This window comes from Glaciimonas sp. OK215 (assembly GCF_057787885.1).
In genome coordinates, this window is the sequence record NZ_CM173544.1 from 3373146 (window position 1) to 3389187 (window position 16042).

Here is a 16042-nt window from a genome sequence, read left to right on the forward strand (position 1 = left end):
GGTTGAATTTGGTTGTCGTCCCATTATTGTTGCGCACGGCTTTAATGGAATGGACACCGGGGGACGCCCTCTTGCGGGGGTGGGGTGCCGAGAATCAGGACGCTTGACGGCGCATCCAAGCCATCAAGTCCTGCTGCACACGCTGCCGCAGCGGCGCCGCCTCATTGAAAATCTCGTGGTACGCATCGTCATACCAATGCATGGTCTTATGCGCATCCGGCAGACGCGCGAAAAAGCGTTCGCTGCCCGCCGGGTCGACCAGCAAGTCGTTGCCGGCCACTTGCAGCAGCACCGGGATCGCAAAATGATCCGCATCCGCATGGCATTTATCCATCGCGTCGAGCATGAAGCGGATCACGCGCGGAGCGATTTTGTTGTGATTCAACGCATCGCCCCGATAAGCTCGCAGCACCTCGCCGTCATGTGAAACCCCGTTCGGCGGCAGTCCGGACGGCACGGCCAGCGCCGGCGCCAGCAGGCTGCCGACAGCCAGCAGCACTCGCTGAAATCCGGACAACCTGAGCGCCAGCGCCGGCGAAGACAGCATCAGTCCCCGCACCTGGCCGAATCCGCCGGTCGCAAAGCGCGCCGCGATCAAGCCGCCCAGACTGTGCCCGAACAGGAACGGCACGGTGTTTTGCGCTTTGGCGAAATCGTCGAACACCAGTTTCAGGTCATGCAGGAAATCGTGGCGGCCGGCGATGCTGCCGCGCGCCCCGCCGGAGCGGCCGTGCCCGCGATGATCCTGGGCCCGCACCGACAAACCCAGCGCATTGAAAATGCCCGCCAGTTCGCCGTAACGCCCGCCATGTTCGCCCAGGCCGTGCACGATCTGCACCGCACCGCGCGCATCGTCAACCAGCCACTCGCGATAAGACAAGTTGACGCCGTCGGCGCTTTGCAGAAAACCTTCGGTCATGACCGCCATGACGCTACCCGCTTTCAGCCAGAAACTGGTGCAAAAACTGGATCACAGTTGCACCTTCTCCAACTGCGGCGGCCACCCGCTTTACGGATCCGCTGCGCACGTCGCCAACCGCGAATACGCCGGGGTGGCTGGTCTCCAGGAAATGGGGAACGCGTGCGAGCGGCCAGTCCTGCACCCGGATGTGCGATCCGGTGAGTACAAATGCCTTGTCATCCAGCGCCACGCAACCGCTCAGCCACCCCGTATTCGGTTCTGCGCCAAGAAAGAGAAAAACATGTTCGATCGGCAAAACCTCGGGCGGATCGTCACCATGCCGGCATTTGACCCGTTCGAGTTTCGTGTCCCCTTGCAACGCCACGATTTGCGTGCGTGAGTGAAGCGTGATGTTACCGGCCGCCTCAATCCGTTGAATCAGATATTGAGACATGCTGGCTGCGAGTCCTTCGGCGCGCACCAGAATATGCACGTGGCGGGCATGACCGGCCAGGAAAACCGCTGCCTGCCCCGCCGAATTGCCGCCGCCGACGACGATCACCTCTTCGGTAGCGCAAAATTTTGCTTCCATAAACGACGCGTTGTAATACACGCCCCGTCCTTCAAAGCGTGCGAGATCGGGCAGCGCCGGCTTGCGGTAGCGCGCACCGGTTGCGACGACCACCGCGCGCGCGTGAATCCGTTCGCCGTTGTCGAGTGTAATATCAAAAACATTGGAGGAATTACAATGCAAGGCGGTCACCTCAACCGGCACCGCCACTTCAGCCCCGAATTTACGGGCTTGCGACAAGCCCCGCCCGGCCAGCGCCTGGCCCGAGATTCCGGTCGGAAATCCGAAGTAGTTTTCGATCTTGGAACTCGTACCGGCCTGCCCGCCGGCCGCTTTGGTGTCAAGCACAATCACACTTAATCCTTCCGAAGCGGCATACACGGCCGCCGCCAGTCCGGCGGGACCCGCGCCCACGACTGCGAGATCGTAGTGCCGGCCATCGAGTCGGTCCGGACTAAAGCCTAGCGCATCGGCGAGTTCGCGCTTTGACGGCTTCTTTAACACCAGCCCCTGAGGCGTCACCACTGCCGGTATATCCTCGGCGCCGACACCGAAGCGCTGCATCAGGTCGCGCGTGGCCTCGTCCCGGTCAATATCGAAGTAGGCCGCCGGCTGGCCGTTTCTGGTGAGGAATTCCCGCAAGCTCAGGATATCGGCGGATTGCCGTGAACCGAATACGATCACACCGCCGCCTTCTTCATCCCGGATAAACACGACGCGCCGCAAAATATAGGCGCGCATGATGGTTTCGCTCAGATCGGCTTCTGAAATGACCAGAGTGCGCAGGGATTCCTCATCGATCACGAGCATTTCGCAATCCGTGAGTGTGCGTATCGTGGTGATCGCCGCCCGCCCTGCGAGCGTTCCGATATCCCCGCTGAATATGCCGGGACCGTGCGTGCCGATAACGCGCGAGTCGAGCGCCGTGCCGCGTTCCACCTGCACCGAGCCGGCAACGAGGACAAACATGGACGTATGCCGATCACCCTGTCGAAACAATATTTGGCCCGCAGGTATCGAGCGCCGCTCTCCATAGCGGCCCATGAGCTGCATTTGCGCCTGACTCAACGACGGGAAAATTTGATGACGACGACCGTCGCCGATCGTTTCATAGACGTCATCGGAATGCGTTGGTTTGGTCATGGTGAACCTCGTCTTTTATGTGGCGGGCCAAAGCCAGAGTATGGCTATTTTTGCCCATATCGCCAAATATGTAAAACTAGGCCCATCTCACCCTGGGGCAATCGCATGAAGCCCCTTGATACAGGTGTTTCGGCATGCGGCGCAATGCTATTGCGCCGCATTATTCAGAAGGCATCACCGGGCACGCGTACCCATCCCTCCATCAGCACCCGGGCGCTGCGGCTCATGATGGCTTTGGTCACGCTCCATTCGTCGTTTACCCGGCTGGCTTCCGCGCCCACCCGCAAGGTGCCTGAAGGGTGCCCGAAGCGCACTGCACTTTTCGCACCGCCGCCGGCGGCGAGGTTCACCAGCGTGCCCGGTATCGCTGCGGCGGTGCCAATGGCAACGGCTGCCGTACCCATCATGGCGTGATGCAGCTTGCCCATGGACAACGCGCGCACCAGCAGGTCGATATCGCCCGCGGCGACCTGCTTGCCACTGGAGGAAACGTAGCCGGACGGCTTTGCTACGAAGGCCACCTTCGGGGTATGCTGGCGATTCGCTGCTTCGTCGACGTGTCCGATGAGGCCCATGCGCAGCGCGCCATGCGCGCGAATGGTCTCAAACATGGCCAATGCCCTGGCATCGCCGTTGATGGCATCCTGCAGCTCGGTGCCCGTGTAACCGAGCGCTTCCGCGTTCACGAAGATGGTCGGGATGCCCGCATTGATCATCGTGACCTGGAGCGTGCCGACTCCCGGCACCTCGAGGTCGTCAACCAGGTTGCCGGTGGGGAACATCGATCCGCCTGCGCCCTCTTCGTCGGCTGCCGGGGCCATGAATTCAAGCTGCACTTCCGCCGCGGGGAACGTGACACCGTCGAGCTCGAAGTCACCGGTTTCCTGCACGGCGCCGTTGATAATGGGCACATGCGCGATGATGGTCTTGGCGATGTTCGCCTGCCAGATCCGCACGGTTGCCATGCCGTTGTGCGGAATGCGATCGGTATCGACCAGGCCGCTACTGAGCGCGAATGAACCCACCGCGGCGGACAGATTGCCGCAGTTGCCGCTCCAGTCGACAAAGGCCTTATCGATGGCTACCTGACCGAACAGGTAATCGACATCGTGATCGGGATGGCTAGCCCTGGACAGGATGACCGTCTTGCTCGTGCTTGAGGTCGCCCCGCCCATGCCGTCAATCTGCTTGCCGTAAGGGTCCGGGCTACCAATGACACGCAGCAATAACGCGTCACGGGCGGCACCCGGCACCTGCGCTGCTTCGGGTAAGTCCTGCAGGCGGAAGAACACGCCTTTGCTGGTGCCGCCACGCATGTAGGTGGCGGGAATCCTGATCTGGGGTACCTGAGTCATGGTTATGTTGTCCTGGTTGGTCTGTGCGGTGCATCTCTGTACCGCACAGAATCACGCGTTAGTGCTGTTTCAGGCAGCCGTCGACGATGCGAGGAAGTCCTGGGCGAAACGCTGCAGCACGCCGCCAGCTTCATAGATCGACACTTCTTCCGCAGTGTCGAGGCGGCAGGTCACGGGCACTTCCACCCGCTCGCCGTTCTTGCGATGGATGACCAGCGTCAGCGTCGTACGCGGCGTGCGTTCACCGATCACGTCGAAGGTTTCGCTACCGTCGATGTGCAGGGTGTTGCGGTTGACGCCGGGCTTGAACTCCAGCGGCAGCACGCCCATGCCGACCAGATTGGTGCGGTGGATGCGTTCAAAGCCTTCCGCCGCGATGGCTTCCACACCGGCCAGGCGCACGCCTTTGGCGGCCCAGTCGCGTGAGGAGCCTTGGCCGTAGTCGGCGCCGGCGATCACGATGAGCGGCTGCTTGCGCGCCATGTAGGTCTCGATGGCTTCCCACATGCGCGTGACCTTGCCGTCCGGCTCGATGCGGGTCAGCGAGCCCGCTTTTACCTTGCCGTTTTCCAGCACCATTTCGTTCTTCAGGGTGGGGTTGGCGAAGGTGGCGCGCTGAGCGGTGAGGTGATCGCCGCGATGGGTGGCATACGAGTTGAAGTCTTCCTCAGGCAGCCCCATCCTGGCCAGGTACTCACCCGCTGCGCTATCGAGCATGATGGCATTCGACGGCGACAGGTGATCGGTGGTGATGTTGTCTCCCAACACCGCCAGCGGACGCATGCCTTTCATCGTGCGCGCGCCGGCCAGTGCGCCTTCCCAGTATGGCGGGCGGCGGATGTAGGTGGTCTGCGGACGCCAGTCGTACAGCGGGCTGACTGTCTCGCCGCTATCGGCGACCACGGCGAACATCGGCTCGTAGACCTTGCGGAACAGTTCCGGCTTGACGCTGGAGGCGACGATGGCATCGATTTCTTCATCCGACGGCCAGATGTCTTTCAGCGTCACCGGATGACCATCGGCGTCGATACCCAGGACGTCTTTCTCGATGTCGAAACGGATGGTGCCGGCAATCGCGTAGGCCACCACCAGCGGCGGCGAGGCCAGGAAAGCTTGCTTGGCGTAAGGGTGGATCCGGCCGTCGAAGTTGCGGTTGCCCGAGAGGACGGCGGTGGCGTACAGATCGCGCTCCACCACTTCCTTCTGGATCACCGGATCCAGCGCGCCGCTCATGCCGTTGCAGGTGGTGCAGGCAAACGCCACGACACCGAAGCCCAGTGTTTCCAGTTCCGGCAGCAGTCCGGCTGCTTCCAGATACAGCTTGACCGTCTTGGAGCCCGGCGCCAGCGAGCTTTTTACCCAGGGCTTGCGGGTCAGGCCGCGGGCATTCGCGTTGCGCGCCAGCAGACCTGCGGCGATCATGTTGCGCGGGTTGTTGGTGTTGGTGCAACTGGTGATGGCGGCGATGATCACCGCGCCGTCTGGCATCCGGCCGGGCGTATTCTCTACTTTGCCGCTGATGCCGCGCGCAGCCAGTTCCGAGGTCGGCACGCGATTGTGCGGGTTGGATGGTCCGGCAATGTTGCGCACCACGGAGGACAGGTCGAACCTGATGACGCGCTCGTACTCGGCGTTCTTCAGGCTGTCAGCCCACAGGCCGGTTTCCCTGGCGTAAAGTTCCACCAGTTTGACCAGCGCATCGTCGCGGCCGGTGAGCTTCAGGTATTTGATGGTTTGTTCGTCGATGTAAAACATCGCGGCGGTGGAGCCGAACTCCGGCGCCATGTTGGAAATGGTCGCGCGGTCGCCCAGCGTCAGGTGGGAGGCACCTTCACCGTAGAACTCGAGATAAGAGGACACGACCTTCTGCGCACGCAGGAACTCGGTCAGCGCCAGCACGATGTCGGTCGCAGTGATGCCCGGCTGCGGCTTGCCGCTCAGCTCCACACCGATGATGTCCGGCAGGCGCATCCAGGAGGCGCGGCCCAGCATCACGCTTTCCGCTTCCAGACCGCCTACACCGATGGCCAGCACGCCCAGCGCATCCACCATCGGGGTGTGGCTGTCGGTGCCGATCAGGGTATCCGGGAAGGCGACGCCATCTTTCACCTGCACCACCGGCGACATGCGCTCGAGGTTGATCTGGTGCAGGATGCCGTTGCCCGGCGGGATCACGTCGACATTCTTGAATGCCTTTTTGGTCCAGTTGATGAAGTCGAAGCGGTCTTCGTTGCGCCGGTCTTCGATGGCGCGGTTCTTATCGAACGCGTCGGTATCGAAGCCGCCGCACTCGACGGCCAGCGAGTGGTCTACCACCAGCTGCGTCGGTACGACCGGGTTGACCAGGGCCGGGTCCCCGCCCTGGGCGGCAATGGCGTCACGCAGACCCGCGAGGTCGACCAGCGCGGTCTGGCCCAGGATGTCATGACACACCACACGGGCCGGGAACCACGGGAAGTCCAGGTCGCGCTTGCGCTCGATGAACTGCTGCAGGGATGCGGTCAGGGTCGCAGGGTCGCAGCGGCGCACGAGGTTCTCGGCCAGCACGCGCGAGGTGTACGGCAGTTTGTCGTAGGCGCCAGGCTGGATGGCATCGACCGCGGCCCGCGTATCGAAGAAATCCAGCTTGGTGCCGGGCAGGGGTTTGCGGTTTGCTGTGTTCATGGCTCAGTCAGGAAAGAAGGTAATGATCAGGGGTGAGGCTTGGCCGGCCCGGACTGCAGAGCGTCCGGGTCGACCTTCCTGTGCAAGACAAAGATGACTAGCGTTTGGCGATGGGCACGAACGCCAGATCGTCCGGGCCGACATAATTGGCCGATGGGCGAATGATCTTGTTATCGATGCGCTGCTCGATCACGTGCGCGGCCCAGCCGGACGTACGGGAAATCACGAACAACGGTGTAAACATCGCGGTCGGAACACCCATCATGTGGTACGAGACGGCCGAGAACCAGTCCAGGTTCGGGAACATCTTCTTGACTTCCCACATCACGGTTTCCAGACGCTCGGCGATGTCGAACATCGCTGTCGAACCGGCGTCCGCCGACAACTTGCGCGCGACTTCCTTGATGACCTTGTTGCGCGGATCGGACACGGTATACACCGGATGGCCGAAACCGATCACGACTTCCTTGTTCTCTACCCGGTTTCTGATGTCCGCTTCCGCTTCATCCGGATTCTCGTAACGCTTCTGGATTTCGAACGCGGCTTCATTCGCGCCGCCGTGTTTCGGGCCGCGCAAGGCGCCGATTGCGCCGGTGATGGCGGAGTAAATATCGGAGCCGGTGCCGGCAATGACGCGGCCGGTGAAAGTGGAGGCATTGAATTCGTGTTCTGCGTACAGGATCAGCGAAGTGTGCATCGCTCTTTCCCATGCGGCGGACGGTTTCACGCCATGCAGCAGGTGCAGGAAATGGCCGCCGATGGAATCGTCGTCGGTTTCGACTTCAATGCGGCGGCCGTTGGTGCTGAAGTGATACCAGTACAGCAACATGGAACCGAATGACGCCATCAGGCGGTCGGCGATGTCGCGTGCGCCCGGCGTGTTGTGGTCGTCTTTCTCAGGCAAGGTGCAGCCGAGCACCGAGACGCCGGTGCGCATCACGTCCATCGGGTGCGATGCGGCAGGCAGCGCTTCCAGCGCGGCCTTGACGCTGGCCGGCAAGCCGCGCAAGGATTTCAGCTTGGCCTTGTAGCCCTTGAGTTCGGCGGCCGTCGGCAGCTTGCCGTGTACCAGCAGATAGGCGATTTCCTCGAATTCGCAGGTTTCGGCGATATCCAGGATGTCATAGCCGCGGTAATGCAGGTCGTTGCCGGTCTTGCCGACGGAACACAGTGCAGTGTTGCCTGCGGTTACGCCGGACAGCGCGACGGATTTTTTCGGTTTGAAACCGCTTGCTTGTGCTTCGCTCATTTTTTAGTCTCCTGACGGGAAAGAATGGTAGTGATCGGGATGTCTTATTTTTTCTGGGCCGCAAACAAGGCATCCAGATGCTGCTCGAAATCGTGATAGTTGATCCGGTCATACAATTCCATACGGGTTTGCATGGTATCGACCACGTTCTGTTGCGTGCCGTCGCGGCGGATGGCGGTGTACACGTTTTCGGCGGCCTTGTTCATGGCACGGAAGGCCGACAGCGGATACAGCACCAGGCCGACATCGGCTGATTTCAGTTCTTCCACCGTAAACAGCGGTGTGGAGCCGAATTCGGTGATGTTGGCCAGCACCGGCACCTTGACGGCAGCCGCAAACTGCTTGTACATCGCCAGCTCTGTAATCGCTTCCGGGAAGATCATGTCGGCCCCGGCTTCGACGCAGGCGATTGCACGCTCCAGCGCCGATTCCAGTCCTTCGACTGCGAGCGCATCGGTACGCGCCATGATCACGAAATTCTCGTCGGTGCGGGCATCGACTGCGGCCTTGATACGGTCGACCATTTCCTGCTTGCTGACGATTTCCTTGTTCGGACGATGACCGCAGCGCTTGGCGCCGACCTGATCCTCGATGTGGATCGCTGCCGCGCCGAACTTGATCATCGCTTTGACGGTACGCGCCACATTGAAGGCGCTGGCGCCGAAACCGGTATCCACATCGACCAGCAAAGGCAGGTCGCAGACATCGGTGATGCGGCGTACGTCGGTCAGCACGTCGTCCAGATTGGAAATGCCGAGGTCGGGCAAGCCCAGCGACCCGGCCGCGACACCGCCGCCGGACAGGTAAATCGCCTTGAAACCGGCCCGCTTGGCCAGCAATGCGTGATTGGCGTTGATCGCGCCGACCACTTGCAACGGGGATTCTTCTTGCATCGCCTTGCGGAAGGCAGCGCCTGCTGAATATTGACTCATGTCTTCTCCTGATGGTTGGCTAGTTGTTTCATGCAGACATCTGCACTGGGACTTTCCAGCTATAGAGCAATCACCGTGCCAAGTATGGCACGGTAGCCGGACAAGCATGCTGAAACGAAAAATAAGCCAATAAAATCAATTACCTACGCAATAACACGGCAACAATGCAAATTGATCGAATACGGAAACAAGCAATAAAATTGTTTCAATCCATGTTACATTGACGAATATTGAAACACCACTGTAAAACATATTTGAAACATGCCAACTCCACCTCCCGCCCGACGTGATGCCAGCGACCCCAGCCACACCCCGGTGATCTGGACCGTCTCGGTGTCGCGCCTGTCCGACCTGTTTCGCGACATTACGCTGGAATACGACGACCGTGCAATTATCGAGCCTATCGATCTGGGATTCGACGAGGCCGCGCGCCACATCCGGGAACGGATGGAAACCGAGCGCTGCGACGCGGTGATCGCCGCCGGGTCCAACGGCGCCTATCTGAAAAGCCGGCTCTCGGTGCCGGTCGTGATCGCCAAGGCCAGTGGCTTCGACGTGCTGCAGGCATTGTCGCGCGCGCGCCAGATCACGCCCGACATCGGCATCATCACGTATCAGTCCACGATGCCGGTGCTCAAGGAATTCCAGAACGCATTCGGTATTAACATTCTGCAACGCAACTATGCAACCGAAGAAGATGCGCGGGCACAAATCAATGAACTCAAGGCCAGCGGCGTCAAGGCGATTGTCGGCGCCGGCCTGATCACCGACCTGGCCGAAGAAGCCGGGCTGGCCGCGGTATTCGTGTATTCCGCCGCATCGATCCGCCAGGCCTTCGACGATGCGCTGGAGATCGCGCGCCTGACGCAACTGGAATCGCGCCGCAGCAGCAGCACGCCGGTGGCCGACACGCTGCGCGCCAAACACGGCCTCAACGATTTGCGCGGCGATTCGGCGCTGATGGAAACCCTGCGCCAATCGATCGTGCTATATGCCAAATCGCAGGCCACGGTGCTGATCCATGGCGAAACCGGCACCGGCAAGGAACTGGTCGCGCAAGCGATTCACCGCGAAAACCCGCGCGCGATCATCGGCAACAAGCCATTTGTCGCGGTCAACTGCGGCGCGATTGCGGAATCGCTGCTGGAGTCGGAACTGTTCGGCTATGAAGAAGGCGCATTCACCGGCTCGCGCCGCGGCGGGCACGCCGGCCTGTTCGAAGCGGCCCATCGCGGCACGCTGTTTCTGGATGAAATCGGCGAAATGCCGCTGACGCTGCAAACCCGCTTGCTGCGGGTACTGGAAGAACGCGAAGTGGTACGGGTCGGCGGCACCCGGCCGATTCCGGTCGATGTCCGCATCATCAGCGCCACCCATTGCGACCTGGAACAGCGCATCCGCGAAGGCCGTTTCCGCGCCGACCTGTTTTATCGCCTGGCTGTGTTGCGCCTGACACTGGCGCCGCTGCGTGAACGCCCGGAGGACCTGATCGCTCTGGCCGAATGGTGCCTGAAAAAAGCGCTGGCTGCCCTGGGCGCCCGTCCGCACCCGAATCTGCATGCCGAAATCGTCGCCTGCGCACCCCTGCTCAGCGCCTATGCCTGGCCCGGCAATGTGCGCGAAGTACGCAACCTGATGGAAAGACTGGCACTGTTCCTGGCGGCCGAACCGCTGCAGGCACTGTCACCCGGCTTCATCATCAGCGTCGCGCCGGAATTTATCCAGGCATCGATGCCAACGCCGGCAATCGCGCAGGCAGCCTCCAGCGCCGCGCCACAGGCCGCTGAAAGCATCACGCAAGTACTGGCCCGTTTTGATGGCAACCGCGAAGCGGCGGCCAAATACCTCGGCATCAGCCGTACCACGCTGTGGCGCAAGATCAAGAGCCAATGAGTTGTTGCAGTTGAAGCGCCGGATACAACTTATCCACCGCCGCCACGTCCGCCCGGGTCTCCGCGATGATCCAGTCGCGGATCTCGGCGACGGCCGAACGAATCGGCTTGTCGGCCGGATGCAGCAATTGGCAAGTGCGCCTGGTGACGCTCGCCTCCTGCTCAGCCGGGACCAGGGCGCCGCTGATCATCCAGTGCGAGACCACGTTGAGCCAGCCGAGGGCGATGCCCTGGCCGAGCAGCGCCGCCTGCAGCACGATCGCATAGTCGGAGAAAGTCAGCGTATTGGCCGAGTGCCGGCCTTTCTGCTCGAAGCCGGGGAAACGCCCGTACCAGTCGCGCTCGCCATCGCTCAGGTTGATCAGGGTGTCGCCGCCGCCGTCCGTTGCCCGGCGCACGGCCTGGTCGTGATAGCTCGGACTGCACACCGGCAGCAGGATCTCCGGCATCACCATGGCCGCGTGGCTGTCGACCTCGTCGCCGTTGACGAAGCGCATCCCCAAATCGACATCGTCGACCGGACCGCCGATTTTGCCGGAAATCAGTTGAAACCTCAGGTCGACCGAAGGAAATTCCTTGTGCAGCTTGTTCATGCGCGGCATCAGCCAGTGCGTGGTGAAGGCCGTCGACACGGATAGCGTCACCGTCTCGGTGCCGGTGGCGCGCGCCTCAATCTCCTGGATCGCCGTCTCGATGCCGCGGAAACCTTCCGAAATCTTGCGGTACAGGATCTGACCGTTCTCGGTCAGGACGATGCCGCCGCTGACCCGATCGAACAGCTGCACCCCCATGTGCTCCTCCATCCGCGCGAGCATGCGGCTCACCGCCGGCTGGGTGACGTAAAGTTCGGCGGCCGCCTTCGTGAAATTGCCGCAGCGCGCGGCAGCTTCGAAGACGAACAGCGCGTTCGCGCTGGGCAATTTTCGGCGTAGGTTAGGCATTACCTGATGTTATGCCTAACCAAACAATTCCGCAATTGCGCACATCCACTTCAGCCGCCTATACTTGGTTCATCGCATCGTATTCCATTGCCAGGATCCACCTCAAGGAACACCCTATGACAGCGCGCACAAGTACCGGAGTTTCGATTCGCTCGGCGGGCAAGCGCTACGGCGACATGGTCGCCCTGGACTCCATAACACTGGATGTAGAGCCAGGCGAGTTCGTCTCGCTGCTGGGACCCTCCGGATCGGGCAAAACCACCCTGCTCGGCATCCTCGGCGGATTCGTCCAGCCGTCCTCCGGCTCGGTCTGGATCGGCGACCGCGACATGACCTACATGCCGCCGCATCAGCGCGACATCGGTATCGTGTTTCAAAACTACGCCTTGTTCCCGCACATGACGGTCGGTGAGAACGTCGCCTTCCCGTTGCGCGCCCGGCGCTTGCCCAAGTCCACCTGGGCCGCGAAAGTGGCCGAGGCGCTGGCGATGGTGGAACTGGGCGGCTATGAGGAGCGGCGCATCTCGCAGATGTCCGGCGGGCAGCGTCAGCGGGTCGCCCTGGCGCGCGCGATCGTGTTCGAACCCCGCCTGATCTTGATGGACGAGCCGCTCTCGGCGCTCGACAAGCAATTGCGCGAAACCATGCAAATCGAACTGCGCCATCTGCACAAAAAGCTCGGAGCGACCACCATCTACGTCACCCACGATCAGCGCGAAGCGCTGACCATGAGCGACCGCGTGGCCATTCTGCGCAACGGCCGCATGGTCCAGGTCGGCTCTCCGGACCAGTTGCATGATCGCCCGGTGGACTCGTTCGTGGCCAGCTTCATCGGCGAGGCCACGCTGTTGCCGGTGACACGCGCCGGCCACCAGGAAGTCAGGCTCGGCGGGCTGACGCTGCGCTCGGCGCGGCCGCTGCCGCCGGACGGCGAGATCCTGCTCGCGGTGCAGACCGAAAAGCTGCTGATCGACGACGGCCACCGGGACGCGCATGTGAATCGCTTGCCGTGCCGCGTCACGGACATCGTCTATCAGGGCGACAGCCTGAGAATTTTCGCCGCATTGGAGGATGGCACCTGTCTCAGTCTGCGCCAGCCCAGCCACCATGCCGCACGTCGGCTCATTCCACCGGTCGGTGAATGCATGACAGTCATCCTCGATCCCGAGGACACCGTCGTCGTGCGCAAATAGACCGGCTTCCCATTAATAACATCTGATCCACCTTACTAACAGGAAAAGGGTAAATACCATGTCGTTCGATAATTTCAAGGTTCTGACATTCGATGTCGTTGGCACGCTGATCGACTTCGAGAAGGGCATTCTGGACTCGGTACGCCGTCTCGGCGGCGAAGCGGCACGCAAACTCAGCGATGACCAGATCTTCGAGCCGTACAAACGCGGCCGCGACGCCCATCCGGGCCGCTCCAGCGAGGTCATGTCCGATGTCTACCTCTCGCTGGCCAAGGAGCTGGGCCTGCCCACCGACCAGACCACGGCGGCGGCATTCCAGATGGACGTGCTGCGCTGGCCCGCGTTCGCCGATTCGATTGCGGCACTCAAGCGTTTGCGCAAGCACTTCCGGCTGGTCGCCATGACCAATGCCGATCGGGTCGCGCTGTCCTGCTATGCCCAGACCCTGGCCGACCCGTTCGACGACAGCGTCACTTGCGACGATACCGGCGTACCTAAACCGAATCCGCAGTTCTTCGCCTACAACCGCGGCCGCCAGTCTGCACACGGTTACAAGTTCGGAGAAATCCTGCACGTCGCACAGAGCCAATACCACGACATCGGCATCGCGCGGGATCTCGGGTATTCGGTATGCTGGATTGAGCGGCGCCAGGGTCAGGAAGGGTTTGGCGGCTCGCCCAAGCCGGCCCAGGTCACCAGGCCCGACTTCCATTTTCCGACGCTGAAGGCGCTCGCAGACGCAGTCGACGCCGCCCGCGGAGCCTGAGGAATTCATGAACCGCATCGATCCAGCCATCATCGAACCGACCTTCAGTCCGGCTGCGGACTCGCTATGGGCGAGTACCTCCGGGCCGGCCCCACGGCTGCCCCGGCTGGAGACCGACATCAGCGCCGAGGTGGCCATCGTCGGCGGCGGTTATTCAGGGCTGGCGGCGGCGCATGCGCTGCAGCGGCGCGGCGTCGGTTCGGTGGTGCTGGAGGCGAATGCCATCGGATGGGGCGCCAGCGGCCGCAACGGCGGCGTGGTCTCGCCGAAATTCCGGCTCTCGTTCCCGCAAATGGCCAGGGACTACGACCTGGAGACGGCCAAACGCATGCACCGGATCGCCCATGACGCGGTGCACGCACTCGAAGAGCTGGTTGCCGAGTTCGACATCCGGAGCGCGCAGTTCGAGCGCAGCGGCAATCTGCGCTGTGCGCATACAGAGCGGGCCCAGGCGGCGATTGCCGCCGAAGCCGAGTGGCTGCGGCGCACGTTGGGCGACAGTTCGGTGTCGGTGCTGTCGCGCCGCCAGGTCGCCGAGGAAACCGGTTCCAGCGCGTTCACCGGCGGCGTCCTCAACACTGACGCGGGCACGATCCATCCGCTCAACTACGTGCGCGGCATCGCCGCCGGGCTGGCAGCGCGCCAGGTCGAGATCTTCGAGCGCAGCCCGGTCCTGCGCATCAGGCGTGAGCCGCAGGGGCTGCTGATCGAGACCGCGACAGGGACGGTACGGGCGCGCCAGGTGATCGTCGCGACCAACGCCTACTCGGACCTGACGCCGGCGACCGGGGACTTCAGGCGGACCCTGATCCCGTTCCGCAGCGCGATCATTGCCACCGAGCGCCTGCCCGCCGGGATCGATGCGAAGCTGCTGGCCGGCCGCCGCAGCTATTCGGAAACCCGGCGCATGATGAAATGGTTTCGCAAGGTCGACGGCCGCATAGTCTTCGGCGGTCGCGGCGCGTTCGGCAAAGAGGGCGCGCCCGCGGCGTTCGACGCGCTGCAGCGGGCCATGGTTGCGCTGTTTCCCGACCTCGGCCAGGTGGGCATCGCCTACCGCTGGTCCGGCTACGTCGGCATGACGCTCGACCAGTTGCCGCACGTCGGGCGGCACGACGCGCACACCAGCTTCTGCCTCGGCTACAACGGCGCCGGCGTGGCCATGGCCAGCCTGCTGGGACAGTACGCCGCAGCATTCGCGCTCGGCGAAGCGCCGGATGTCGGGCTGCTCGCTGCGGCCCGGCTCAAGTCGGTACCCTTTTATCCGTTGCGCGAATCCGGTGTCCGCCTGGTGGCGGCCTGGTATCAGTTGCTTGACACATGCGGTTATTGAAGTCCCTTGATCCACTCTGTCATCGTTGGAGGAAACAAAATGAAAAACGCATTTCCGGGCGGTTTGATGCTGGCCGCCGTTTCCGTACTCGCGACCGCCCCGGCGTCCGCAGCCGAGCAGATCACCTTCGTATCGCAAGGCGGGGCCTATCAGGAGGCCCAGACCGTCGCGATCCTTGACCCAGTGGCAAAAGCGCTGGGCCTGACGATCAACCAGGATAGCGCGCCCGACGCCTGGCCGATGATCAAGACCCAGGGCAGCACCGGCCAGGTCGTCTGGGACGTGGTCGATACGCCGACCGTCAACTGCATCCGCGGCGGCGAACAGAACCTGATCGAGAAGCTCGACTTCAGCAAGATTCCGAACGCAGCGAAGCTGCCGAACGGCTACAAGACCCCCTACTCGGTGGCGTATGAATTTTATTCCAGCGTCCTGGCCTACAATCGCAGCAAGTTCCACGGCCAGACCCCTGCCAGCTGGGCCGATTTCTGGAACGTCAAGAAATTCCCCGGCCGCCGCGCGTTGCGCAACCATCCGATGGGAACCCTGGAGGCGGCATTGCTGGCCGACGGCGTGCCGAAAGACAAGCTATACCCGCTCGACGTCGACCGCGCTTTCCGCAAACTCGAACAGATCAAACCGTCTATCACCGTATGGTGGACTTCCGGCGGCCAGTCGGCGCAGCTGCTGCACGACGGCGAAGTCGACATGATCATGATGTGGAACGGCCGGGTCAGCGCCATCGCCAAGGACGATCCGGATGCCACCTTTACCTACAACGACGGCATTTTGCAAAGTACCCAGCTGTGCATCCTGAAGAAGTCGCCGAACCTGAATACCGCAGTGAAATTCGTCAACGCCGCGATTGCGCCGGAATATCAGGCCAACCTGCCGCTGCATATCGACTACGGCCCGGGCAACCCCGCCGCCTTCGGCACCGGCAAGATCTCGGCGATCCGCGCGGCACAATTGCCCAGCTCTCCCGCGAATGCCGCCAAGCAGGCCCTGATGTCCTATACATGGTGGGCTTCGCCCGAGGGTGAAAAGGCCGAGAAACGCTGGCTTCAGTTCATGCAGAAGTAATCCCGCTCCTGTGGAGCTT

General features: G+C 62.2%; 12 protein-coding genes. 5 read left to right on the top strand and 7 right to left on the bottom strand.

The annotated features are described in order from the left end of the window. Positions 1-94: 94 nt before the first annotated feature. From AC3CHX_RS15385 to prpB, 6 genes are all read right to left on the bottom strand, one after another. Positions 95-928, bottom strand: a complete 834-nt coding sequence (locus AC3CHX_RS15385; protein ID WP_488628919.1) for an alpha/beta hydrolase — start codon at positions 926-928, stop codon at positions 95-97. A 4-nt stretch (positions 929-932) separates the two neighbouring features. Next, on the bottom strand, positions 933-2615 hold the full coding sequence (locus tag AC3CHX_RS15390; protein WP_488628920.1) for an FAD-dependent oxidoreductase: 1683 nt from the start codon (positions 2613-2615) through the stop codon (positions 933-935). A 164-nt stretch (positions 2616-2779) separates the two neighbouring features. Then, positions 2780-3970 carry a 2-methylaconitate cis-trans isomerase PrpF gene (gene prpF, locus AC3CHX_RS15395; protein ID WP_488628921.1) on the bottom strand — a complete coding sequence of 397 codons (1191 nt, stop codon included), beginning with the start codon at positions 3968-3970 and terminating at the stop codon, positions 2780-2782. Positions 3971-4039: 69 nt separating this feature from the next. After that, positions 4040-6634, bottom strand: coding sequence for a Fe/S-dependent 2-methylisocitrate dehydratase AcnD (gene acnD, locus AC3CHX_RS15400; RefSeq protein WP_488628922.1), 2595 nt, complete (start codon positions 6632-6634; stop codon positions 4040-4042). Positions 6635-6731: 97 nt separating this feature from the next. Beyond that, positions 6732-7883 (bottom strand): bifunctional 2-methylcitrate synthase/citrate synthase, encoded by a 1152-nt coding sequence (gene prpC / locus AC3CHX_RS15405; protein WP_488628923.1) that lies wholly within the window; start codon positions 7881-7883, stop codon positions 6732-6734. Positions 7884-7927: 44 nt separating this feature from the next. Then, a complete protein-coding gene (prpB, locus tag AC3CHX_RS15410; protein ID WP_488628924.1) occupies positions 7928-8815 on the bottom strand; it encodes a methylisocitrate lyase in 888 nt (295 codons plus the stop codon). Between the two features lie 261 nt (positions 8816-9076). On the opposite strand from prpB, the gene prpR reads away from it, so the two are divergent. Then, positions 9077-10708 carry a propionate catabolism operon regulatory protein PrpR gene (gene prpR, locus AC3CHX_RS15415; RefSeq protein ID WP_488628925.1) on the top strand — a complete coding sequence of 544 codons (1632 nt, stop codon included), beginning with the start codon at positions 9077-9079 and terminating at the stop codon, positions 10706-10708. On the opposite strand, the gene AC3CHX_RS15420 is transcribed toward prpR, so the two are convergent. Further along, a complete protein-coding gene (locus AC3CHX_RS15420) occupies positions 10695-11648 on the bottom strand; it encodes a LysR family transcriptional regulator (RefSeq protein WP_488628926.1) in 954 nt (317 codons plus the stop codon). The two genes, prpR and AC3CHX_RS15420, sit on opposite strands and share 14 nt — an antisense overlap. Positions 11649-11764: 116 nt before the next feature. Between AC3CHX_RS15420 and AC3CHX_RS15425 the strand changes: the two genes are divergently transcribed. The 4 genes from AC3CHX_RS15425 to AC3CHX_RS15440 are packed head-to-tail and all read left to right on the top strand — an operon-like array spanning position 11765 to position 16023. Then, positions 11765-12841 carry an ABC transporter ATP-binding protein gene (locus AC3CHX_RS15425; RefSeq protein WP_488628927.1) on the top strand — a complete coding sequence of 359 codons (1077 nt, stop codon included), beginning with the start codon at positions 11765-11767 and terminating at the stop codon, positions 12839-12841. A 58-nt stretch (positions 12842-12899) separates the two neighbouring features. Continuing rightward, entirely contained in the window at positions 12900-13607 is a 708-nt protein-coding gene (locus AC3CHX_RS15430) for an HAD-IA family hydrolase (RefSeq protein WP_488628928.1), read from the top strand. Positions 13608-13614: 7 nt separating this feature from the next. Continuing rightward, on the top strand, positions 13615-14940 hold the full coding sequence (locus tag AC3CHX_RS15435; RefSeq protein WP_488628929.1) for an NAD(P)/FAD-dependent oxidoreductase: 1326 nt from the start codon (positions 13615-13617) through the stop codon (positions 14938-14940). A gap of 39 nt (positions 14941-14979) precedes the next feature. Continuing rightward, positions 14980-16023 (top strand): ABC transporter substrate-binding protein, encoded by a 1044-nt coding sequence (locus tag AC3CHX_RS15440; protein WP_488628930.1) that lies wholly within the window; start codon positions 14980-14982, stop codon positions 16021-16023. The last annotated feature ends 19 nt before the right edge of the window (positions 16024-16042 follow it).